17 protein-coding genes are annotated in these 19,707 nt (G+C 73.4%); 16 read left to right on the top strand and 1 reads right to left on the bottom strand.

The annotated features are described in order from the left end of the window. Positions 1 to 35: 35 nt before the first annotated feature. Positions 36 to 539, bottom strand: a complete 504-nt coding sequence (locus tag OO57_RS10205) for a transcriptional regulator (protein ID WP_033211647.1) — start codon at positions 537 to 539, stop codon at positions 36 to 38. Between the two features lie 262 nt (positions 540 to 801). Here OO57_RS10205 and pyrR point away from each other — a divergent pair, with 262 nt between their 5' ends. From pyrR to OO57_RS10125, 16 genes are all read left to right on the top strand, one after another. Further along, on the top strand, positions 802 to 1,413 hold the full coding sequence (gene pyrR / locus OO57_RS10200) for a bifunctional pyr operon transcriptional regulator/uracil phosphoribosyltransferase PyrR (protein ID WP_033252037.1): 612 nt from the start codon (positions 802 to 804) through the stop codon (positions 1,411 to 1,413). A 6-nt stretch (positions 1,414 to 1,419) separates the two neighbouring features. Then, a complete protein-coding gene (locus OO57_RS10195; RefSeq protein WP_033252036.1) occupies positions 1,420 to 2,412 on the top strand; it encodes an aspartate carbamoyltransferase catalytic subunit in 993 nt (330 codons plus the stop codon). Further along, a complete protein-coding gene (locus tag OO57_RS10190) occupies positions 2,409 to 3,701 on the top strand; it encodes a dihydroorotase (protein WP_033252035.1) in 1,293 nt (430 codons plus the stop codon). Before OO57_RS10195 ends, OO57_RS10190 begins: the two co-directional genes overlap by 4 nt. Beyond that, positions 3,701 to 4,255 carry a hypothetical protein gene (locus OO57_RS10185; protein WP_033252034.1) on the top strand — a complete coding sequence of 185 codons (555 nt, stop codon included), beginning with the start codon at positions 3,701 to 3,703 and terminating at the stop codon, positions 4,253 to 4,255. Before OO57_RS10190 ends, OO57_RS10185 begins: the two co-directional genes overlap by 1 nt. Continuing rightward, positions 4,252 to 5,409: a glutamine-hydrolyzing carbamoyl-phosphate synthase small subunit gene (gene carA / locus OO57_RS10180; protein ID WP_033252033.1), complete on the top strand. Its 1,158-nt coding sequence runs from the start codon at positions 4,252 to 4,254 to the stop codon at positions 5,407 to 5,409. Before OO57_RS10185 ends, carA begins: the two co-directional genes overlap by 4 nt. Then, positions 5,402 to 8,710, top strand: a complete 3,309-nt coding sequence (gene carB, locus OO57_RS10175; protein WP_033252032.1) for a carbamoyl-phosphate synthase large subunit — start codon at positions 5,402 to 5,404, stop codon at positions 8,708 to 8,710. The genes carA and carB overlap by 8 nt, the downstream gene beginning before the upstream one ends. 87 nt (positions 8,711 to 8,797) lie before the next feature. Next, positions 8,798 to 9,895 carry a quinone-dependent dihydroorotate dehydrogenase gene (locus OO57_RS10170; RefSeq protein ID WP_033252031.1) on the top strand — a complete coding sequence of 366 codons (1,098 nt, stop codon included), beginning with the start codon at positions 8,798 to 8,800 and terminating at the stop codon, positions 9,893 to 9,895. Between the two features lie 216 nt (positions 9,896 to 10,111). Further along, positions 10,112 to 10,915: a hypothetical protein gene (locus OO57_RS10165; RefSeq protein WP_033252030.1), complete on the top strand. Its 804-nt coding sequence runs from the start codon at positions 10,112 to 10,114 to the stop codon at positions 10,913 to 10,915. Positions 10,916 to 11,300: 385 nt separating this feature from the next. After that, on the top strand, positions 11,301 to 12,272 hold the full coding sequence (locus OO57_RS10160) for a dihydroorotate dehydrogenase (protein WP_033252029.1): 972 nt from the start codon (positions 11,301 to 11,303) through the stop codon (positions 12,270 to 12,272). Beyond that, entirely contained in the window at positions 12,273 to 13,112 is an 840-nt protein-coding gene (pyrF, locus tag OO57_RS10155) for an orotidine-5'-phosphate decarboxylase (protein ID WP_033252028.1), read from the top strand. Between the two features lie 229 nt (positions 13,113 to 13,341). Beyond that, positions 13,342 to 13,668 carry an integration host factor, actinobacterial type gene (gene mihF, locus OO57_RS10150; protein WP_030459182.1) on the top strand — a complete coding sequence of 109 codons (327 nt, stop codon included), beginning with the start codon at positions 13,342 to 13,344 and terminating at the stop codon, positions 13,666 to 13,668. A gap of 48 nt (positions 13,669 to 13,716) precedes the next feature. Continuing rightward, complete coding sequence (gmk, locus tag OO57_RS10145) at positions 13,717 to 14,274, top strand: guanylate kinase (RefSeq protein WP_081973581.1); 558 nt, start codon at positions 13,717 to 13,719, stop codon at positions 14,272 to 14,274. A 66-nt stretch (positions 14,275 to 14,340) separates the two neighbouring features. Beyond that, positions 14,341 to 14,607 (top strand): DNA-directed RNA polymerase subunit omega, encoded by a 267-nt coding sequence (rpoZ, locus tag OO57_RS10140; RefSeq protein ID WP_030459184.1) that lies wholly within the window; start codon positions 14,341 to 14,343, stop codon positions 14,605 to 14,607. Positions 14,608 to 14,765: 158 nt separating this feature from the next. Beyond that, a complete protein-coding gene (gene coaBC / locus OO57_RS10135) occupies positions 14,766 to 15,992 on the top strand; it encodes a bifunctional phosphopantothenoylcysteine decarboxylase/phosphopantothenate--cysteine ligase CoaBC (protein WP_033252026.1) in 1,227 nt (408 codons plus the stop codon). A 247-nt stretch (positions 15,993 to 16,239) separates the two neighbouring features. After that, a complete protein-coding gene (gene metK / locus OO57_RS10130; RefSeq protein WP_033252025.1) occupies positions 16,240 to 17,451 on the top strand; it encodes a methionine adenosyltransferase in 1,212 nt (403 codons plus the stop codon). Positions 17,452 to 17,571: 120 nt separating this feature from the next. Then, positions 17,572 to 19,656: a primosomal protein N' gene (locus OO57_RS10125; protein ID WP_033252024.1), complete on the top strand. Its 2,085-nt coding sequence runs from the start codon at positions 17,572 to 17,574 to the stop codon at positions 19,654 to 19,656. The last annotated feature ends 51 nt before the right edge of the window (positions 19,657 to 19,707 follow it).

Genomic DNA, 19,707 nt, shown 5'->3' with positions numbered 1-19,707 from the left:
GTGACGTTTCTTCAAACGGGGGAGCCGACCGCAGGTCAGCTCGCGTCCTCCTCGCGGACGGCACGGCGCGCGTCCGGGTTCAGCACGCCCCAGCTGATCAGCTGCTCGGTGAGGATCGAGGGGGACTGGTCGTAGATGACGGCCAGCGTGCGCAGGTCGTCCTGGCGGATGGAGAGGATCTTGCCGTTGTAGTCGCCGCGCTGCGACTGGATGGTCGCGGCGTAGCGCTGCAGCGGGCCGGCCTTCTCGGACGGGACCTGGGTCAGGCGCTCCAGGTCGAGCACCAGGCGCGGCGGCGGCTCGGCGGCGCCGCCCGGGGTGCCGCCGGGCAGCAGCTCCTGGACCGGCACGCCGTAGAACTCGGCCAGCTCGGCGAGGCGCTGGACGGTGACCGCACGGTCGCCGCGCTCGTAGGAGCCGACGACCACAGCCTTCCAGCGACCCTGGGACTTCTCCTCCACACCGTGCAGGGAGAGATTCTGCTGAGTGCGGATCGCCCGGAGCTTGGCCCCGAGCTGCTTTGCGTAGTCGCTGGACATGGATCTCCCCGGACGAGATTGCTTCGCGTGCGCTGAAATGTGAGCGACGACGGTCTCTGCGGAGCACCTTCGTAACTCACTGTGAGGTTACGTAGAGTGAGGGTTGCGCGTCAAGCCGAATGGGGCACTCGTGCGAACGGGCGGCGAACGGGCCGGGATCAGCACGCTGCTACCATGGGCGAGGCTCCGGCTGCGGCCGGGAACCATTCCAGACATCCTTTAAGACCCGTCCCGTGAGGCGGGGAAGGAGGTCCGCTTCGGCATGACCACACCCAGTTCCGCCCCCCGCGCCCCGCACCAGGTGCTGGACGCCACCGACATCGCCCGGGTCATCACCCGGATCGCCCACGAGATCGTGGAACGCGCCAAGGGCGCGGAGGACGTGGTGCTGCTCGGCATCCACACCCGCGGTGTCCACCTGGCCCGCCGGCTGCAGGCCAGGCTCACCCAGATCACCGGCCGGGACATCCCGTTCGGGACGCTGGACATCACCATGTACCGGGACGACCTGCGGCTGAAGCCCGCCCGGGCCCTGGAGCACACCGAGATCCCCGCCGAGGGCATCGACGGCAAGCTGGTGATCCTGGTCGACGACGTGCTGTTCTCCGGCCGCACCATCCGCGCCGCGCTCGACGCGCTCAGCGACATCGGCCGCCCGCGCGCCGTCCGCCTCGCCGTGCTGGTCGACCGCGGCCACCGCGAACTCCCCATCCGCGCCGACTACGTCGGCAAGAACCTGCCCACCTCGCTGCGCGAGGCCGTGCAGGTCCGGCTGGCCGAGTCCGACGGGCTGGACGCCGTCCTGCTGGGCGACCGCGACTACGCCGCCCGCTCCTCCCAGGCCCTGGCCGCCGACCCCGAACTCCCGGAGTAGAACCGCGTGAAGCGCCACCTCGTCTCCACCGCCGACCTCGGCCGCGACGACGCCCTGCTGATCCTGGACACCGCCGAGGAGCTCTCCCAGTTCTCCGGGCGGGCCGTCAAGAAGCTGCCCACGCTGCGCGGCCGCACCGTGGTCAACCTGTTCTTCGAGGACTCCACCCGCACCAAGACCTCCTTCGAGGTCGCCGAGAAGCGGCTCTCCGCCGACGTCATCAACTTCTCCGCCAAGGGCTCCTCGGTCTCCAAGGGCGAGAGCCTCAAGGACACCGCGCTGACCCTGCAGGCGATGGGCGCCGACGCCGTGGTCATCCGGCACCACGCCTCCGGCGCGCCCGCCCGGCTCGCCGACTCGGACTGGCTGCACGGCTCGGTGATCAACGCCGGTGACGGCACCCACGAGCACCCCACCCAGGCCCTGCTGGACGCCTTCACCCTGCGCCGCCACCTCAACCCCGGCACGGGCCGCGACCTGGCGGGCCGCAAGGTCGCCATCGTCGGCGACATCCTGCACAGCCGGGTCGCCCGCTCCAACGTGCACCTGCTGACCACGCTCGGTGCGCAGGTCGTCTTCGTCGCCCCGCCGACCCTGCTGCCGATCGGCATCGAGACCTGGCCCTGCGAGGTCTCCTACGACCTCGACAGCGTGCTGCCCAAGGTCGACGCCGTGATGATGCTGCGCGTCCAGCGCGAGCGGATGAACGCCGCGTTCTTCCCCACCGAGCGCGAGTACTCCCGCCGCTACGGACTGGACGGCGCCCGGCTGGCCAGGCTGCCCGAGCACGCCGTCGTCCTGCACCCCGGCCCGATGGTCCGCGGCATGGAGATCACCGCCGAGGTCGCCGACTCCCCGCGCTGCACCGTGGTCGAGCAGGTCGCCAACGGCGTCTCCGTCCGGATGGCCGTGCTCTACCTGCTGCTCGGCGGCGCGGTCTTCGCCGACGGCCCCGCCGACGCCCCCCGCACCACCGAACTCCAGGAGGCCGCCCAGTGACCACCTACCTGATCCGCAACGCCCAGATCCTCGGCGGCGCCCCCCGGGACATCCACATCGTCGACGGCGTCTTCGCGGCGATCGGCGAGGGCCTGGACGTCCGGGCCGACATCGACATCGACGCGCACGGCCTGATCGCCCTGCCCGGCCTGGTCGACCTGCACACCCACCTGCGCGAGCCCGGCCGCGAGGACGCCGAGACCGTGCTCACCGGCACGCAGGCCGCCGCCATGGGCGGCTACACCGCGGTGCACGCGATGGCCAACACCTTCCCGGTCGCCGACAGCGCGGGCGTGGTCGAGCAGGTCTGGCGGCTGGGCCGCGAGTCCGGCTACTGCGACGTGCAGCCGGTCGGCGCCGTCACCGTCGGCCTGGAGGGCAAGCAGCTCGCCGAGCTCGGCGCGATGCACGACTCCGCCGCCGGCGTCCGGGTCTTCTCCGACGACGGCAAGTGCGTGGACGACGCGGTGATCATGCGCCGCGCGCTGGAGTACGTGAAGGCCTTCGACGGCGTCGTCGCCCAGCACGCCCAGGAGCCGCGGCTGACCGCGGGCGCCCAGATGAACGAGGGCCTGGTCTCCGGCGAGCTCGGCCTGGGCGGCTGGCCCGCCGTCGCCGAGGAGTCGATCATCGCCCGGGACGTGCTGCTCGCCGCGCACGTCGGCTCCCGGGTGCACATCTGCCACCTGTCCACCGCCGGGTCGGTCGAGATCGTCCGCTGGGCCAAGGCCAAGGGCTGGGACGTCACCGCCGAGGTCACCCCGCACCACCTGCTGCTCACCGACGAGCTGGTGCGCTCCTACGACCCGGTCTACAAGGTCAACCCGCCGCTGCGCACCGCCGAGGACGTCGAGGCGCTGCGCGAGGCGCTGGCCGACGGCACCATCGACGCCGTCGCCACCGACCACGCCCCGCACCCCGCGGAGGACAAGGACTGCGAGTGGGCGGTCGCCGCGATGGGCATGGTCGGCCTGGAGACCGCGCTGTCGGTCGTGCAGCAGACCATGGTCGACACCGGCCTGCTGAACTGGGAGGGCGTCGCGGACCGGATGTCGCACCGCCCGGCCCGGATCGGCCGGCTCGCCGGGCACGGACGCCCGGTCTCGGTGGGCGAGCCTGCCAACCTGGTGCTGTTCGATCCCGCGTACCGTGGAGTCGTGAACCCCGACACCTTCGCGACCCGCTCCCGCAACAGCCCGTACAAGGGCATGGACCTGCCCGGACGGGTGCACGCCACCTTCCTGCGCGGCGAGGCCACCGTGCTCGCCGGCGAACTGGTCGAGCGCTGATGCTCGCCACCGAGAAGGGCCAGGTCACCGACTGGCCCGGGTACATCGGCGCGACGGTGGGGCTGCTGGTCCTGGTCGCGCTGGTGTACTGGCTGATGCGGCAGGGCTGGAACTGGCGGCGCACCCTCCAGTCCGACCTGCCGGAACTGCCCGCGGTGCCGCAGGACCCGGGCCCGGCGCTGCTCGCGGCGCCCGGCCGCTACCACGGCTCCACCACCGCCGGGAACTGGCTGGACCGGGTCGTCGCGCACGGCCTGGGAACGCGCAGCCTCGCCGGACTGACCCTCACCGAGCGGGGCCTGCTGGCCCGCCGCCCCGGTGACGCCGACCTGTGGATCCCCGCCGCGGCGCTCACCGGCGCCCGCACCGACTCCGGCATCGCCGGGAAGGTCGTGCCCAGCGGACTGCTGGTGGTCGGCTGGACGCACGGCGACCGCGCGCTGGAGAGCGGCTTCCGCCTGGACGCCGCCGCCGCGCACGAGGACTGGGTCGAGGCCGTCGAGGCACTAGTGACACGTACGAAGACGATGAAGACGGAAGAGGCCGCCACATGACCGCACCTGCCCCCACCACGCAGCGCACCAGGCGGGAGCGTGTGCCTGCCGTGCTCGTCCTGGAGGACGGCCGGACCTTCCGCGGCCAGGCGTACGGCGCGGTCGGCGAGACCTTCGGCGAGGCGGTCTTCAACACCGGCATGTCCGGCTACCAGGAGACCCTGACCGACCCGTCGTACCACCGCCAGGTGGTCGTGATGACCGCCCCGCAGATCGGCAACACCGGCTGGAACGACGAGGACGACGAGTCGCAGCAGATCTGGGTCTCCGGCTACGTGGTCCGCGACCCCTCCCGGGTCGCCTCCAACTGGCGCTCGAAGCGCTCGCTGGACGAGGAGCTGGAGCGCCAGGGCGTCGTCGGCATCAGCGGCATCGACACCCGCGCGCTCACCCGCCACCTGCGCGAGCGCGGCGCGATGCGGGTCGGCATCTTCTCCGGCCCGGCCGTCGCCGACCAGGCCGAGCTGCTGGCCAAGGTGCAGCAGGCGCCCGAGATGAAGGGCGCCGACCTGTGCGCCGAGGTCGCCACCAAGGAGGCCTACGTCGTCCCGGCGATCGGCGAGAAGAAGTTCACCGTCGCCGCCCTCGACCTCGGCATCAAGGGCATGACCCCGCAGCGGATGGCCGAGCGCGGCATCGAGGTGCACGTGCTGCCCGCGAACAGCTCGGTGGAGGACATCTACGCCGTGCAGCCCGACGGCGTGTTCTTCTCCAACGGCCCCGGCGACCCGGCCACCGCCGACCGGCAGGTCGAGGTGCTGCGCGGCGTGCTGGCGAAGAAGACCCCGTTCTTCGGCATCTGCTTCGGCAACCAGCTGCTGGGCCGGGCCCTCGGCTTCGGCACCTACAAGCTCAAGTACGGCCACCGCGGCATCAACCAGCCGGTGCAGGACCGCACCACCGGCAAGGTCGAGGTGACCGCCCACAACCACGGCTTCGCCGTGAACGCGCCGCTGGACAAGGTGAGCGACACCCCCTTCGGGCGGGTCGAGGTCTCCCACGTCTGCCTCAACGACGACGTGGTCGAGGGCCTCCAGGCGCTCGACACCCCCGCCTTCAGCGTGCAGTACCACCCCGAAGCGGCAGCCGGCCCGCACGACGCCGCCTACCTCTTCGACCGCTTCGTACAGCTCATGGAGGGCCAGCGTGCCTAAGCGCACCGACATCAAGTCCGTCCTGGTGATCGGCTCCGGTCCGATCGTCATCGGCCAGGCGGCGGAGTTCGACTACTCGGGTACGCAGGCCTGCCGGGTGCTCAAGGCCGAGGGGCTGCGGGTCATCCTGGTCAACTCCAACCCGGCGACCATCATGACCGACCCGGAGATTGCCGACGCCACGTACGTCGAGCCGATCACCCCGGCGTTCGTCGAGAAGATCATCGCCAAGGAGCGCCCCGACGCGCTGCTGCCGACCCTGGGCGGCCAGACCGCGCTGAACACCGCGATCTCCCTGCACGAGGCCGGCACGCTGGAGAAGTACGACGTCGAGCTGATCGGCGCCGACGTCGAGGCGATCAACAAGGGCGAGGACCGCGAGCTCTTCAAGGGCGTCGTCGAGGCCGTCAACGCCAAGATCGGCCACGGCGAGTCCGCCCGCTCGGTGATCTGCCACTCGATGGAGGACGTCCTCGCGGGCGTCGACACCCTCGGCGGCTACCCGGTCGTGGTCCGCCCCTCCTTCACCATGGGCGGCGCCGGCTCCGGCTTCGCGCACGACGAGGAGGACCTGCGCCGCATCGCCGGGCAGGGCCTGGCCCTCTCGCCGACCACCGAGGTGCTCCTGGAGGAGTCCATCCTCGGCTGGAAGGAGTACGAGCTGGAGCTGATGCGCGACAAGCACGACAACGTCGTGGTCGTCTGCTCCATCGAGAACTTCGACCCGATGGGCGTGCACACCGGCGACTCGATCACCGTCGCCCCGGCGATGACGCTCACCGACCGCGAGTACCAGATCCTGCGCGACATCGGCATCGCCGTGATCCGCGAGGTCGGCGTCGACACCGGCGGCTGCAACATCCAGTTCGCGGTGAACCCCGAGGACGGCCGGGTCATCGTCATCGAGATGAACCCGCGCGTCTCGCGCTCCTCCGCGCTGGCGTCCAAGGCCACCGGCTTCCCGATCGCCAAGATCGCCGCGAAGCTCGCCGTCGGCTACACGCTGGACGAGATCCCCAACGACATCACCGAGCAGACCCCGGCCTCCTTCGAGCCGACCCTCGACTACGTCGTCGTCAAGGTGCCGCGGTTCGCGTTCGAGAAGTTCCCGTCCGCCGACGCCACGCTGACCACCACCATGAAGTCGGTCGGCGAGGCCATGGCGATGGGCCGCAACTTCCCCGAGGCGCTGAACAAGGCGCTGCGCTCGCTGGAGAAGAAGGGCTCCCAGTTCAGCTGGGTCGGGGAGACGGGGGAGAAGGCCGAGCTGCTGGCGAAGGCCGTCGTCCCGACCGACGGCCGGATCAACACCGTCATGCAGGCGATCCGGGCCGGCGCCACCCCCGAGGAGGTGTTCGACGCGACCAGGATCGACCCGTGGTTCGTCGACCAGCTCTTCCTGATCAACGAGATCGCGGTCGAGCTGGGCGAGGGCGACAAGCTCGACCCCGAGCTGCTGCTGCACGCCAAGCGGCACGGCTTCTCCGACCAGCAGATCGGCGAGATCCGCGGCCTGAGGGCCGACGTGGTCCGCGAGGTGCGGCACGCGCTGGGCATCCGCCCGGTCTTCAAGACCGTCGACACCTGCGCCGCCGAGTTCGCCGCCAAGACCCCGTACTTCTACTCGTCCTACGACGAGGAGAGCGAGGTCGCGCCGCGCACCAAGCCCGCCGTGATCATCCTGGGCTCCGGCCCGAACCGGATCGGCCAGGGCATCGAGTTCGACTACTCCTGCGTGCACGCGTCCTTCGCGCTCGCCGACGCCGGGTACGAGACCGTGATGGTCAACTGCAACCCGGAGACCGTCTCCACCGACTACGACACCTCCGACCGGCTCTACTTCGAGCCGCTCACCCTGGAGGACGTGCTGGAGATCGTCCACGCCGAGCAGCAGGCCGGGCCGCTGGCCGGCGTCATCGTGCAGCTCGGCGGCCAGACCCCGCTGGGCCTGGCGCAGGCGCTCAAGGACAACGGCGTGCCGATCGTCGGCACCCCGCCGGAGGCGATCCACCTCGCCGAGGAGCGCGGCGCGTTCGGCCGCGTCCTGAAGGAGGCGGGCCTGCCCGCGCCCAAGCACGGCACCGCGTTCTCCTTCGAGGAGGCCAAGGCGATCGCCGACGAGATCGGCTACCCCGTGCTCGCCCGCCCGTCCTACGTGCTCGGCGGCCGCGGCATGGAGATCGTCTACGACGAGCCCTCGCTCGCCTCCTACCTGGAGCGGCACGCCGGCCTGATCTCCGAGCACCCCGTGCTGATCGACCGCTTCCTCGACGACGCCGTCGAGATCGACGTCGACGCGCTCTACGACGGCGAGGAGCTCTACCTCGGCGGCGTCATGGAGCACATCGAGGAGGCCGGCATCCACTCCGGCGACTCCGCCTGCGCGCTGCCCCCCATCACCCTCGGCGGGTACGACATCAAGCGGCTGCGCTCGGCCACCGAGGGCATCGCCAAGGGCGTCGGCGTGCGCGGCCTGATCAACATCCAGTTCGCGCTGTCCGGCGACATCCTGTACGTGCTGGAGGCCAACCCGCGCGCTTCCCGCACCGTGCCGTTCACCTCCAAGGCCACCGCCGTCCCGCTGGCCAAGGCCGCCGCCCGGATCTCGCTCGGCGCCACCGTCGCCGACCTGCGCGCCGAGGGCCTGCTGCCGCGCGAGGGCGACGGCGGCACCCTGCCCGCCGACGCGCCGATCTCCGTCAAGGAGGCCGTGATGCCGTGGTCGCGCTTCCGCGACGTGCACGGCCGCGGCGTGGACACCGTGCTCGGCCCCGAGATGCGCTCCACCGGCGAGGTCATGGGCATCGACCGGGTCTTCGGCACCGCGTACGCCAAGTCCCAGGCCGGCGCGTACGGCGCCCTGCCCACCAAGGGCAAGGTGTTCGTCTCGGTCGCCAACCGCGACAAGCGCAACCTGGTCTTCCCGGCCCGCGCGCTGGTCGAGCTCGGCTTCGAACTGCTCGCCACCACCGGCACCGCCGAGGTGCTGCAGCGCGGCGGCATCCCCGCCACCGTGGTGCGCAAGCACTCCGACGGCGAGGGCCCGGGCGGTGAGAAGACCATCGTCCAGCTGATCCACGAGGGCGAGGTCGACCTGATCATCAACACCCCGTACGGCACCGGCGGCCGCCTCGACGGCTACGAGATCCGCACCGCCGCGGTCTCCCGGGGCGTGCCCTGCCTGACCACCGTGCAGGCGATGGGCGCGGCCGTGCAGGGCATCGACGCGCTGCTGCGCGGCGAGGTCGGCGTGATGTCGCTGCAGGAGCACGCGACGCTGATCAACTCCGGCCGCAACTAGGTCGAAACCGTGGGGGGCACACCGGTCCGGTTGCCGGGTGCCCCCCACGTCCATGTCCCGACCCGGCAGACGGAGGTCCGGCCCGCGATGTACAAGCTCCTGTTCAACCTGGTGTTCAAGAAGATGGACCCGGAGAAGGCCCACCACCTGGCGTTCTTCTGGATCCGGCTGGCCTGCTCGGTGCCCGGCCTGCGCTCGCTGGTGCGCGCCGTGCTCGCCCCGCGCGACCCCCGGCTGCGCACCACCGCGCTCGGCCTCGACCTGCCCGGGCCGTTCGGCCTCGGCGCGGGCTTCGACAAGAACGGCATCGGCATCGACGGCCTGTCGATGCTCGGCTTCGACTACGTCGAGATCGGCACCGTCACCGGCGAACCGCAGCCCGGCAACCCCGCGCCGCGACTGTTCCGCCTGGTCGAGGACCGGGCGCTGATCAACCGGATGGGCTTCAACAACCAGGGCTCCGCCCGGGTCGCCGCCCGCCTCGCCGCCCGCCCGCACACCAGCAGCACCCCCGTCATCGGCGTCAACATCGGCAAGACCAAGGTCGTGCCGGAGGACGAGGCGACGGCCGACTACCTGAAGAGCGCCAAGGCGCTGGCCCCCTACGCCGACTACCTGGTCGTCAACGTCTCCTCGCCGAACACCCCCGGCCTGCGCAACCTCCAGGCCGTGCAGGTGCTCGGACCGCTGCTGTGGGACGTCCGCAAGGCCGCCGACGAGGTCACCAACCACCACGTGCCGCTGCTGGTGAAGATCGCCCCCGACCTCGCCGACGAGGACATCGACGAGATCGCCGACATGGCCCTGCACCTCGGCCTCGACGGCATCATCGCCACCAACACCACCATCGGGCGGGAGGGCCTGGCGACCCCCGCCGCCCGGATCGAGGAGATCGGCATGGGCGGCCTCTCCGGCGCCCCCCTCAAGGAGCGCTCGCTGCAGGTGCTGGAACGGCTCCGCAAGCGCACCGACGGCCGGCTCGCCATCGTCTCCGTCGGCGGCATCGAGACCGCCGAGGACGCCTGGCAGCGCATCCTGGCCGGCGCCGACCTCGTCCAGGGCTACTCCGCGTTCATCTACGAGGGGCCGTTCTGGATGCGCAAGGTCCACAAGGGCCTGTCGGCGCGGCTGCGCGCCGCCGGGTACGCGACGATCGGCGAAGCGGTGGGCAAGGGCAACCGCTAGACGCTGGGCGCTGGCCGCTGAGGCGGTGGGGCGTGGGCGTGGGCGGGGCTCGTTCTGGAGGGGCGAGGTCCACAAGCGCCTGTCGGCGCGGCGGTGGGGAAGGGCAACCGCTAGGCGTTAGGCGCTGAGGCGGTGGGGGTGGGCGTGGGCATGGGTAACTGCTGGCGGGCCGGGAGGTTCGGCAGGTAGGTGTGAGAGAGCGGAAGGGACGGCGGGATGGCGAATCCGGTGGTGGTCCGGGCCGAAGTGGTCGGGACCCGGGCCGACGGGCCCGCCCGGCGGGTCACCGTGCGCTGCGCCACGGCCGCGGCCCGGTTCCGCCCCGGGCACTTCGCCGCCCTCACCGCACCCGCGGGCAGCGTCGACGTCCTGCGCCACGCCGTACCCGTCCTGCGCGCCGACGGCGACACGCTCGACCTGCTGCTGCCCGCCGACCCCCCGCCGCTGCTCGACCTGATCGCCCCGCTCGGCACCCCCTACCCGCAGCCCGACGCCCCCGGCTGCGCCCTGCTGCTCGGCGAGGACACCCAGGCCGGACCGCTGCTCGCCCTCGCCGAACAGCTCCTCGCCGCGGGCAGCCAGGTCGCCTTCGTGCTCGCCGCGGAGAGCGCCGGGCGGCTGTACGGGGTCGAGGCCGCCCGCGAGCTCACCGCGGACGTCCTGCTGCTCACCGCCGACGGCAGCGCCGGACTCCCGATCGGCGACGACCCCGCCGCCCTGTTCGACCAGGCCCTCGGCGCGCTCGACGCCGACCTGCTCTACGCCGCCGCCAGCCCCGAGCTCACCGCCGCCGCGGTCGCCGCCGCGACGGCCCGCGGGGCGCGCAGCTGGACGGCGGTCGCCACCGAACTGCCCTGCGGCACCGGCCTGTGCCTGGGCTGCGTGCTGCCGGTGCGCGACGCAGACGGCGTCAGCCGCCTGGTGCGCGCCTGCACCGAGGGGCCGGTGTTCGACGGCGCCCGGGTCCGCTGGGGCGGGCTGGACACCGTACCGGCGGACGTGGAAGGAGCGGGGGAGTGAAGGGGCGGACGGCCGGGGGGACGGGCGGGCGGGACCGCGGGCGCTGCGCGCGGCGGGCCGCGGCCGGATGGACGGGACGGGGACGGGGACGGGAGCGTTGCGCGGGCGCGGGCGCGGGCGCGGTGGCTGCCGCTGCCGCTGCGCGGGGCTGCGATGGTCCGGGTGCGGTGCGTGGGGACGGCCCGGGTGCGGTGGCTGCCGCTGTGCGGGGCTGCGGTGTCGCGGGTGCGACCGCGGGCGCGGTGGCTGTGCGGGGTCGCGGCGGCGCTGGGGCGGTGCGGGGGCGCGGCGGTGCGGGTGCGGTGGCGGTGCGGGGCTGGGGCGGTGCGGGTGCGGTGGGTGCTGTGCAGGGTGGTCGGGGTGGCGTGGGAGTCGGGGTGGGGGAGTGACGGGGCGTCAGGAGGTCGACCTCACGGCGCCGTTGGGGGGCGGGACGGTGCCGAACCCGTTGTCGACGGCGGCGGGGTGTGCCGGGTTCGGGCGGGAGTTGGCGCGGTTCACGCCGTTGGACCAGTTGGGGACGCTGACCACGCGGACGGTGCTGCCGCGGGCCGGGGCGGGGGCGGCGGGGCCGCGGGTGGTGCCGGTGCCGGCCGGGGTGCTGAACGCGGTCGGCGGGCAGAACCCGGGGGTGGAGGGCTTCCTGCGGCGGGAGCTGCCCTGGCTGGCGGAGCGCGGGGTGCGCACCGTGGTGTCGATCGGCGGGCACCGGCTGGAGGACTTCGCCGAACTGGCGGCCCGGCTGGCCGGGCGGGACGGGGTCCGCGGCCTGGAGCTGAACCTGTCCGCGCCGGGCGCCGACCGGGGGGCGCCGTTCGCGGCCAACCCGGCGGTCAGCTACGACGTGGTCGCCGCGGTGAAGGCCGTCGCGCCCGGCCTGCCGGTCTACGCCAAGCTCGCCCCCGACACCGGGACGGTCACCGAGGTCGCGGCCGCCTGCGTGGCGGCCGGGGCCGACGGCCTGTCGATGGTCAACACCGCCCGCGCGATGGCCATCGACCTGGACGCCCGCCGCCCCGCCCTGGCGGCCGGGGCGGGCGGCTTGTCCGGGCCCGCGCTGCGCCCGATCGCGGTGCACTGCGTGTTCCAGGTGCACGCCGCGATGCGGGCCGGGCGGATGCCCGCGGTGCCGATCCTCGCGATGGGCGGGGTGCGCACCGGCCGGGACGCCCTGGAGTTCACCCTGGCCGGGGCGTCCGGCGTCGCGGTCGGCTCGGAGCTGCTGCGCGACCCGACCGCCCCGCTGCGGATCCTCGACGAACTGCGCGCGGAGCTCACCACCAGGGGCTTCGCCGCCTACACCGACGCGGTGGGGCTGGCCCACCGCACCACCACGACGGAAGACGGAAGACAGTAGATGACTGACAGCACGCCCTTCGGCACCCGCCTGCGGACCGCCCTCGACACCCGGGGCCAGCTCTGCGTCGGCATCGACCCGCACGCCTCGCTGCTCACCGCCTGGGGGTTGGACGACGACCTGGCGGGCCTGGAGACCTTCTCGCGCACCGTGGTCGAGGCGCTGGCGGACCGGGTCGCGGTGCTCAAGCCGCAGGCCGCGTTCTTCGAGCGCTTCGGCAGCCGCGGCGTCGCCGTCCTGGAGCGCTCGGTGGCCGAGGCCCGGGCGGCCGGGGCGCTGGTGGTGATGGACGCCAAGCGCGGCGACATCGGTTCGACCATGGCGGCGTACGCGGAGGCGTTCCTGTCGCCGGACAGCCCGCTGTTCTCCGACGCGCTGACCGTCAGCCCGTACCTGGGCTTCGGTTCGCTGCAGCCGGCCGTCGACCTGGCGCGCGCCAACGGCTGCGGGCTGTTCGCGCTGGCGCTGACCTCGAACCCGGAGGGGCACGAGGTGCAGCGGGCGGTCGGGGCGGACGGGCGGAGCGTGGCGCAGGCGGTGCTGGCGCGGCTGGCGGCGGAGAACGCGGGCGCCGAGCCGCTGGGCTCGTTCGGCGCGGTGGTCGGTGCGACGCTCGCCGACGCGGGCGCGGATCTGGCGATCAACGGCCCGCTGCTGGCGCCCGGGGTGGGCGCGCAGGGCGCCACCGCGGCCGACCTGCCGCGGGTCTTCGGCGACCAGGTGCGCAACGTGGTGCCCTCGGTGAGCCGCGACGTGCTCAGGCACGGGCCGTCGGTGGAGGCGCTCCGGCGGGCCGCGCAGACGTTCGTCGATGATGTGAGGGCCGTCACAAACCGATGAGTATTGGGCCGTCAACTCGGTTGATTTGACCGGAAAACTCCCAGGTCGGCCCCTGCTGACCTGGACTTTTCGTGTTCTTTTCCTGACGCGGCGGCCCAAGTTGGGTAGTGTCCGGCGGTAGGACGCCAGTTGGCGGTGGTCACGGCCACCTCCGCAGGTCAGAGCCTGTGGCGTCCGGGCACCACCAAGTCATGGCTCATCCCTTCCATCCACACCTGAGGTGAACGGCGTGGCTCTTCCGCCCCTTACTCCCGAACAGCGCACCGCCGCGCTCGCCAAGGCCGCCGAGGCTCGCCGGAAGCGCGCTGACGTCAAGAACCGGCTGAAGCACTCGGGCGCCTCGCTGCACGACGTCATCAAGGCCGGCAAGTCCGACGACGAGGTCATCGGCAAGATGAAGGTCTCCGCCCTGCTGGAGTCCCTGCCGGGCGTCGGCAAGGTGCGCGCCAAGCAGATCATGGAGCGCCTGGGCATCTCCGAGAGCCGTCGCGTGCGCGGCCTCGGTACGAACCAGATCGCCTCCCTGGAGCGCGAGTTCGGCGGCGCCGCCTCCTGAACGGAGGCCGGTGTCAGCGGAACGTCCGCGATCCGGGATAATCGGTACATGAGTGAGCGTCCGCGGCTGACCGTGCTCTCCGGCCCCTCAGGGGTCGGCAAGAGCACGGTCGTCGCTCATATGAGGAAGCAGTTCCCCGAGGTCTGGCTGTCGGTGTCGGCGACGACCCGGCACCCGCGCCCGGGGGAGCGCGACGGCGTGCAGTACCACTTCGTCGACCACGAGCAGTTCGACAAGCTGGTGGCCAACGGCGAGCTGCTGGAGTGGGCGGTGTTCGCCGGGAACCGGTACGGGACGCCGCGGCAGGCGGTGCTCGACAAGCTCGACAAGGGCGAGCCGGTGCTGCTGGAGATCGACCTCCAGGGCGCCCGGCAGGTCAAGGAGTCGATGCCCGAGGCCCAGCTGGTGTTCCTGGCCCCGCCGAGCTGGGAGGAGCTGGTGCGCCGGCTCACCGGCCGCGGCACCGAGCCGCAGGACGTGATCGACGAGCGGCTGGCCGTCGCGAAGGTCGAGCTGGCGGCCGAGGCGGAGTTCGACACGACGCTCGTCAACACCTCCGTCGAGCAGGTGGCGGCCGAACTGCTAGCCTTGCTCGGTGTAGCCTGACCGGATCGGCTGCATCCAGCCGGTCCGGGACACAGGTCCTGACAAAACCACTTCGGAAGGTTCAGCGTGTCCTCTTCGATGACCGCGCCCGAGGGCATCATCAACCCGCCGATCGACGAGCTGCTCGAGGCCACCGACTCCAAGTACAGCCTGGTGATCTACGCGGCCAAGCGCGCCCGCCAGATCAACGCGTACTACTCGCAGCTGGGCGAGGGCCTGCTGGAGTACGTCGGCCCGCTGGTCGACACCCACGTGCACGAGAAGCCGCTGTCGATCGCGCTGCGCGAGATCAACGCCGGCCTGCTCACCGCCGAGGCGGTCGAGGGCGCCTGAGCCCCTGGAGCCACCGCAGGGCCCGTTCCGCTGCCGTCGTCCGGCAGCGGGGCGGGCCCTCGCCGTGTGCGCCCCGACACGTCGCAGGCGCGCGCCGGGGGGTCGTAAGGTGGGCCCGAGCCCGTCGCAGCGAGTCGTAGCAAGGAGAGCCGACCGTCATGAACGCGTCCCGTGTGGTCCTCGGGGTGAGCGGCGGGATCGCCGCCTACAAGGCCTGTGAGCTGCTGCGGAGGTTCAGCGAGTCCGGGCACGAGGTGACGGTGGTGCCGACCGCGGCGGCGCTGCACTTCGTCGGGGAGGCGACCTGGGCGGCGCTGTCCGGGCGGCCCGCGGCGACCGAGACCTGGGAGCGGGTGCACGAGGTCCCGCACGTGCGGATCGGGCAGCAGGCGGACCTGGTGGTGGTCGCCCCGGCGACCGCGGACCTGCTGGCGAAGGCCGCCCACGGCCTGGCCGACGACCTGCTGACCAACACCCTGCTGACGGCGCGCTGCCCGGTGGTGTTCGCGCCCGCGATGCACACCGAGATGTGGGAGCACCCCGCGACCCAGGAGAACGTCGCCATGCTGCGGCGGCGCGGCGCGATCGTGATCGAGCCCGCGGTGGGCCGGCTCACCGGCGTCGACACCGGCAAGGGGCGGCTGCCCGACCCGGGCGAGATCTTCGCGGTCTGCCGCCGGGTGCTGGTGCGCGGCGCCCTGGAGCAGGACCTGGCGGGCCGTCACGTGGTGGTCTCGGCGGGCGGCACCCGCGAGCCGCTCGACCCGGTGCGCTTCCTCGGCAACCGCTCCTCCGGCAAGCAGGGCTACGCGCTGGCCGCCACCGCGGTGGCCCGCGGCGCCCGGGTCACCCTGGTCGCGGCGAACACCGCGCTGCCCGACCCGGCCGGGGCGGACGTGGTCCGGGTCGGCACCGCGATGCAGCTGCGCGAGGCGGTGCTGAAGGCCGCCGAGGACGCCGACGTGGTGGTGATGGCCGCGGCCGTCGCCGACTTCCGGCCCGCCGAGTACGCCACCGGCAAGATCAAGAAGGTGGACGGGGTCGAGCCCGCGCCGGTCGCGCTGGTCCGCAACCCCGACGTGCTGGCCGAGGTGTCGGCCGAGCGGGCCCACGACGGGCAGCTGGTGGTCGGCTTCGCCGCCGAGACCGACGACGTGCTGGCGCACGGCCGGGCCAAGCTGGCCCGCAAGGGCTGCGACCTGCTGGTGGTCAACGAGGTCGGCGACGGCAAGGCCTTCGGCCAGGAGACCAACAGCGCGGTGCTGCTGGGCGCCGACGGCTCCGAGGTCCACATCGCGGACAGCCCGAAGGAGGTCCTGGCCGACGCGGTCTGGGACCAGGTCGTCGTCCGGCTGCCCGCCGCCGACCCGGAGGGCGGCCGCTAGCCGCGGCAACGCCCCTGGTCGCCCCGGCAGTTGGATCCCCTCCGGCCGGAAGGTTCGGCCGCGACCCGTCCTGACCGGCGCAGATCCTTCCGCTTCCGTTCGGGCCGCGGACACGACAGACCTTCGCAGGGAGTGTCCGCGATCGGTAGCCGACCGTTACACTCCACACCAGGAATCAAGTCTTTCCGGATGCCGCGGGACTTCCGCGCGCATTCAGTCAGCAGCCGCTGCAACCCCAGGGAGCGCTGTGTCTCGCCGCCTGTTCACGTCGGAGTCCGTCACCGAAGGCCACCCCGACAAGATCGCTGACCAGATCAGCGACACCATCCTGGACGCCCTCCTCAAGGAGGACCCGACCTCCCGCGTCGCCGTGGAGACCCTGATCACCACCGGCCTGGTGCACATCGCCGGCGAGGTCACCACCAAGGCGTACGCGCCGATCGCGCAGCTCGTCCGGGACAAGATCCTGGAGATCGGCTACGACTCGTCCAAGAAGGGCTTCGACGGCGCCTCCTGCGGCGTGTCGGTGTCGATCGGCGCGCAGTCCCCGGACATCGCGCAGGGCGTGGACACCGCGCACGAGCACCGGGTCGAGGGCGACGTCGAGGACGAGCTGGACCGCCAGGGCGCCGGCGACCAGGGCCTGATGTTCGGCTACGCCAGCGACGACACCCCCGAGCTGATGCCGCTGCCGATCACGCTGGCGCACCGGCTCTCGCACCGCCTCACCGAGGTCCGCAAGAACGGCACCATCCCCTACCTGCGCCCCGACGGCAAGACCCAGGTCACCATCGAGTACGACGGCGACCGCGCCGTGCGCCTGGACACCGTGGTGGTCTCCTCGCAGCACGCCAGCGACATCGACCTGGAGTCGCTGCTGACCCCGGACATCCGGGAGTTCGTGGTCGAGCCGGAGCTCAAGGCGCTGGCCGAGCAGGGCATCAAGCTGGTCACCGAGGGCTACCGCCTGCTGGTCAACCCGACCGGGCGCTTCGAGATCGGCGGCCCGATGGGCGACGCCGGCCTCACCGGCCGCAAGATCATCATCGACACCTACGGCGGCATGGCCCGCCACGGTGGCGGCGCGTTCTCCGGCAAGGACCCGTCCAAGGTCGACCGCTCCGCCGCGTACGCGATGCGCTGGGTCGCCAAGAACATCGTCGCCGCGGGCCTGGCCCGCCGCGCCGAGGTCCAGGTCGCGTACGCGATCGGCAAGGCCGAGCCGGTCGGCCTGTTCGTGGAGACCTTCGGCACCGAGACCGTCCCCGTGCTGAAGATCCAGGAGGCCGTGACCCGGGTCTTCGACCTGCGCCCGGCCGCGATCATCCGCGACCTGGACCTGCTGCGGCCGATCTACGCCCAGACCGCCGCGTACGGCCACTTCGGCCGTGAGCTGCCGGACTTCACCTGGGAGCGCACCGACCGCGTCGACGCGCTGAAGGCCGCCGTCGCGGGCTGAGCGTTCTGAGCCGAACGGAGCCGTCCGTCGGGGATTCCCTCCCCGGCGGGCGGCTCCGTCGTGCTGCCGGGGTTGTCGGGGCTGCCGGGGCTGTCGGTGGGTTCCGCTAGGTTGGGGGGCGTGAGCAGCGCGGACGGCACCGGGGAGCAGTTGGCGTTCATCCGGGAGACGGTGCGCCGGGCGAAGCCGCGGGCCGCGCGCGGGGTGGTGCTCGCCGAACGGCGGCCGGTGGCGCGGGTGCTGGTCGACAAGGGCGTGCTGAGCCTCGACCAGTACTTCGACTACGCGGTGCCGGAGGCGATGTCCGAGGACGCCCAGCCCGGCGTCCGGGTCCGGGTGCGGTTCGGCGGCCGGGTCGGCGCGCACGGGCGGCGCGAGGGCGGGGCGCTGCACGACGGGTTCGTCGTCGAGCGGCGCGACGACTCCGACTACGCGGGCCCGCTGGCGCCGCTGGCCCGCGTCCTGTCGCCCGAGCGGGTGCTGACGCCGAAGCTGCTGCGGCTGTGCCGGGCCGTCGCCGACCGCTACGCCGGGACGCTCGCCGACGTGCTGCAACTCGCCGTCCCGCCGCGGCACGCCGGGGCGGAGGGCGAGCCCTCGCCGCGCCCGCTGCCGCCGCCGCCGGCCCCGGCGCCGGGCAGCTGGGAGCGGTACGCGCACGGGCCGGAGTTCCTGGCCTCGCTGGCGGGCGGGCACGCGCCGCGCGCGGTGTGGACGGCGCTGCCCGGCCCCGAGTGGCCCGCCGAGATCGCCCGGGCCGTCGCGGCGACCCTGGCGGGCGGGCGCGGCGCGCTGGTGGTGCTGCCGGACGGGCGCGCGGTCGCCCGGGTCGACGCGGCGCTGCGCGGCCTGCTCGGGGAGGGGCGGCACGCGGTGCTGGCCGCCGACGCGGGGCCGCAGGAGCGCTACCGGCGCTGGCTGTCGGTCAGCCGCGGCTCGGTGCACGCCGCGGTCGGGACGCGGGCGGCGGTCTTCGCGCCGGTGCGCGACCTCGGGCTGGTGGCGGTCTGGTCGGACGGCGACAGCAGCCACGGCGACCCGAACGCGCCCTACCCGCACGTGCGGGAGGTGGCGCTGCTGCGCGCCGCCGAGGAGGGCGCGGCGGTGCTGCTCGGCGGCGTCTCGATGACCGTCGAGGCCGCGCAGCTGCTGCGCTCCGGCTGGGCGCGCCCGCTGGCGGCCGCGCGGGAGACGGTCCGTCAGGTCGCGCCCCGGGTGCGCACCGTCACCGAGCACGACCAGGCGCGGGACGGCGCGGCCCGGGCGGCCCGGCTGCCGTCCGTCGCCTGGGAGACCGCCCGGGAGGCGCTGGCCCGCGGGCCGGTGCTGGTCCAGGTCCCGCGCCGGGGCTACGCGCCCCGGCTGGCCTGCGGGCACTGCCGGGAGACGGCCCGCTGCCGGGCCTGCGGCGGGCCGCTGGAGTCGCCCGCGGCGGACAGCGCGCTGGTGTGCGCCTGGTGCGGCACCGAGGAGCGGGACTGGCACTGCGCGGAGTGCGGGTCGTTCCGGCTGCGGGCTTCGGTGGTGGGCGTGCGGCGGACGGCCGAGGAGCTGGGGAAGGCGTTCCCGAGCGTCCCGGTGCGGACGTCCGGGCGGGACGCGGTGCTCGCGACGGTGCCGGGCACGCCCGCGCTGGTGCTCGCCACGCCGGGTGCGGAACCGGTCGCCGAGGGCCCCGGCTACGCGGCGGCGCTGCTGCTGGACGGCTGGGCCCTGCTCAACCGGCCCGACCTGCGGGCGGGCGAGGAGGCGGTGCGGCGCTGGCTGACGGCCGCCGCGCTGGTCCGCCCGGCGGGCGAGGGCGGCACCGTGGTGGTCGTCGCGGAGGCGGCGGCGCGGCCGGTGCAGGCCCTGGTGCGGTGGGATCCCGCCGGGCACGCGGGCGTCGAACTCGACGAGCGGGAGGAGCTGCGGTTCCCGCCGGTCTCGCGGATGGCCTCGGTGACGGGGTCGCCGCGGGCGGTCGCGGACCTGCTGGGGCTGCTGCGGCTCCCCGCGGGGGCGGACGTGCTGGGGCCGGTGCCGGTGGCGCCCTTCGGCGCGGGGGGAGCGCGGGAGGACGCGGCGGAGCGCGCGCTGGTACGGGTCGCGCCGGGGCAGGGGGCGGCGCTGGCGGCCGCGCTGAAGGCGGCGCAGATCGCGCGGTTGGCGCTGCGGGGGGCGGAGACGGTACGGATCCGGGTGGATCCGACGGACATCGGGTAGGGCGGGAACGGGTGGGGCGGGAACGGGTAGGGCGGGAACGGGTAGGGCGGG

The organism is Kitasatospora phosalacinea (assembly GCF_000717185.1).
Lineage (GTDB): Bacteria > Actinomycetota > Actinomycetes > Streptomycetales > Streptomycetaceae > Kitasatospora > Kitasatospora phosalacinea_A.
Note: the sequence above shows the minus strand (reverse complement) of the source record. Positions and strands in the feature narration are given on the sequence as shown.

What these genes read in the sequence shown, in the direction of transcription:
- OO57_RS10205 (WP_033211647.1), bottom strand. Translation starts at nt 539, where the DNA reads ATGTCCAGCGACTACGCAAAGCAGCTCGGGGCCAAGCTCCGGGCGATC.
- pyrR (WP_033252037.1), top strand. Translation starts at nt 802, where the DNA reads ATGACCACACCCAGTTCCGCCCCCCGCGCCCCGCACCAGGTGCTGGAC.
- OO57_RS10185 (WP_033252034.1), top strand. Translation starts at nt 3,701, where the DNA reads ATGCTCGCCACCGAGAAGGGCCAGGTCACCGACTGGCCCGGGTACATC.
- carA (WP_033252033.1), top strand. Translation starts at nt 4,252, where the DNA reads ATGACCGCACCTGCCCCCACCACGCAGCGCACCAGGCGGGAGCGTGTG.
- OO57_RS10170 (WP_033252031.1), top strand. Translation starts at nt 8,798, where the DNA reads ATGTACAAGCTCCTGTTCAACCTGGTGTTCAAGAAGATGGACCCGGAG.
- OO57_RS10165 (WP_033252030.1), top strand. Translation starts at nt 10,112, where the DNA reads ATGGCGAATCCGGTGGTGGTCCGGGCCGAAGTGGTCGGGACCCGGGCC.
- pyrF (WP_033252028.1), top strand. Translation starts at nt 12,273, where the DNA reads ATGACTGACAGCACGCCCTTCGGCACCCGCCTGCGGACCGCCCTCGAC.
- gmk (WP_081973581.1), top strand. Translation starts at nt 13,717, where the DNA reads ATGAGTGAGCGTCCGCGGCTGACCGTGCTCTCCGGCCCCTCAGGGGTC.
- coaBC (WP_033252026.1), top strand. Translation starts at nt 14,766, where the DNA reads ATGAACGCGTCCCGTGTGGTCCTCGGGGTGAGCGGCGGGATCGCCGCC.